2 protein-coding genes and 2 rRNA genes are annotated in these 2572 nt (G+C 60.9%); 2 read left to right on the top strand and 2 right to left on the bottom strand.

Translation table 11 applies throughout. From position 1 onward, the window contains the following. The first annotated feature begins 260 nt into the window (after positions 1-260). A complete protein-coding gene (locus VHD36_11675; protein ID HVU87972.1) occupies positions 261-689 on the top strand; it encodes a hypothetical protein in 429 nt (142 codons plus the stop codon). Further along, positions 686-1837: an RtcB family protein gene (locus tag VHD36_11680; protein HVU87973.1), complete on the top strand. Its 1152-nt coding sequence runs from the start codon at positions 686-688 to the stop codon at positions 1835-1837. Before VHD36_11675 ends, VHD36_11680 begins: the two co-directional genes overlap by 4 nt. Positions 1838-1910: 73 nt before the next feature. Here VHD36_11680 and rrf read toward each other — a convergent pair. Both rrf and VHD36_11690 read right to left on the bottom strand, forming a co-directional pair. Continuing rightward, positions 1911-2018 (bottom strand): 5S ribosomal RNA (rrf, locus tag VHD36_11685). 142 nt (positions 2019-2160) lie between these two features. Next, positions 2161-2572 (bottom strand): 23S ribosomal RNA (locus VHD36_11690); the annotation flags it as partial.

Raw genomic sequence — 2572 nt, forward strand, 5'->3', positions numbered from 1 at the left:
CAACGGGCTGCGACATCGCAGGGATGCGATGGCAAAATATCGACGTAAGTCGTTATTTTGCGAGCCGTGCGAAGCTTTGCTTCGCACTTGGCGAGGTTGAAAAAAGCCACGAGGGCTTTTTTCAACAGGCTGCTAGGCGGCTAAGACCTTCTTCTTGGCCCTCGGGCTGGGCCAGGCTCTCTCGCGCGTCTTGAGGCGATCAGTACTTTGATTCGCACGCGCCGATGTTGCGCGCGTGCACCCTTCACACGAGAGAGAACATGAAACGCAAACGAGCTTCGAAGAGTGCCTTTGATATCCATTGTGGCGAGATCCACGCGGACGACGGAGTGGACCCAGCGGAATTTTTTCGTCCCTCGCACCGTCGGAACAGCGACCGGCGCAAAGCACAGCAGCTGTGCCACCAGGTCGCGGACACATTGAACCTGGTATTGAGCGGCGAGTTTGGTGAGGAGTTAGGCGATCTGCGGGTCGCCGAAGTTCGTCCCGCTCCGGACACCACGCAATTGCTCGTGCTGCTGACGCCAGTCGTCGCCAGCGCGATCGTCGACCGACAGGTGGTAGCCAACCGGCTGGCCGCCGCGGCGGGGCGACTGCGCAGCGAGGTCGCGGCATCGATTACCCGGAAGCGCGCTCCGCGATTGCTGTTCGAGCTGATCGCCGGCGGCCCGGCGGAGGCGCAATCATGAGAGAACAACAACCGAGAGCGCGAGTGCATAGTTGGCTGGCCGCGCCGCTGGCGGCGGACGTGGCGCAATCCCTCGAGCGTCTTGCGCGCGCCGAGGACGTCGAGCACGTCGCGATCATGCCCGACGTTCATCTGGCGAGCGATGTGTGCGTGGGCGTGGCCCTGGCGACACGGCGGCTGATTTATCCGGCGGCAGTCGGCAGCGATATCGGCTGTGGCATGGCGGCCATCCGTTTCGCCGCAGGCGCCGGTCTGCTGGCGGACGAGCGCGCCGCGGCACGCGTGCTGGCAGGATTGTACGAATGCGTTCCGGCGATCAAGCACCCGCAGGAACACGTCGCGGAGCAACTTCTCGCCACCTTGCGCGATGCCGCGCTGAGCGATCCGCACCTGGAAAAGCTCAAAGCCCGCGATGGCCGATATCAACTGGGCACGCTGGGCCGCGGCAACCATTTTGTGGAGCTGCAAGCCGACGAGGACGATTGCCTGTGGCTGATGGTACACAGCGGATCGCGCGGCATCGGGCAGGCCATCACGGCGCATCATGTGCGCGCGGCCCGAAAAGCAGATCGGGCTGGCGGGCTGCTCAGCCTGGAAGCAGATGCGCCCGCGGGCCGAGCCTATCTGGCCGATCTGGCCTGGGCCATCCGTTATGCCCAGGAGAATCGACTGCAAATCGTGCGGGCCGTGGCCGGTTTGCTACAGAAACTCTTCGGCGTGGCAAGTCTTCCCGACTCTTTGATCCATGCCGACCACAACCACGTGCGGCGAGAAACGCATGGCGACCATGCTTACTGGGTCCATCGCAAGGGCGCGCTTTCCGCAGCCCTCGACGAGCCGGGAGTCATCCCTGGCTCGATGGGGACCGCAAGCTTTCACGTGGCCGGACGCGGCGAGCCAGGCTCTCTCAGGTCAAGTTCCCACGGCGCGGGTCGAGCATTGAGTCGTAGCGAAGCCTCACGAAGAATTCACGTGCGGCAGTTCGAGCGCGACATGCGGGGCGTGTGGTTCGATCATCGTCGCGTATCGTTACTGCGCGACGAAGCGCCCTCGGCGTACAAGGACATTCACGCCGTGATGCGCGCTCAATGCGACCTGACAAGGATCGTCAGGGAGTTACGGCCGGTGCTGAGCTACAAAGGCGTGTGACCTGGGTTCGCGAACCGCGCATAAAAAAACCCGCGGCCGTCAGAAGGAACGGTCGCGGGTTTGGTTGTAAAAAATCCGGCAACACCTACTCTCGCACTTGTAGTACTACCATCGGCTCTGAAAGCTTAACTACCGTGTTCGGAATGGAAACGGGTGTGACCTTTCAGATATGGTCACCGGAAAAGAGGCCGGGCCCCGTTAAGGGAGCACGGACTCGGTTATTTTGGTTGTGGTAAAGTGGCATTCTTCGACACTTAGCAGTCGCGTTGCGGACGTGTATCACAGGACACGCCTGGTGCAACGCAGGAGAGTGTTGAATCAATGTGGTCAAGCATTCGTCCGTTAGTACCGGTTAGCTGAACGCCTTGCGGCGCTTACACATCCGGCCTATCAACCTGGTCGTCTTCCAGGGGACTTTCGGGCAATTGCCCAACGAAACCTCATCTTGGAGCGGGCTTCACGCTTATATGCTTTCAGCGTTTATCCTTTCCGTTCATAGCTACCCAGCCGTGCCGCTAGCGCGACAACTGGAACACCAGAGGAACGTCCTTCCAAATCCTCTCGTACTAAAGAAGAACCTCCGCAAGTTTCGTGCGCCCACAGCAGATAGGGACCGACCTGTCTCACGACGGTCTGAACCCAGCTCACGTACCACTTTCATTGGCGAACAGCCAAACCCTTGGGAGCTTCTTCACCCCCAGGATGTGATGAGCCGACATCGAGGTGCCAAACCGC

It is taken from the genome of Pirellulales bacterium, from assembly GCA_035546535.1.
GTDB lineage: Bacteria > Planctomycetota > Planctomycetia > Pirellulales > JACPPG01 > JACPPG01.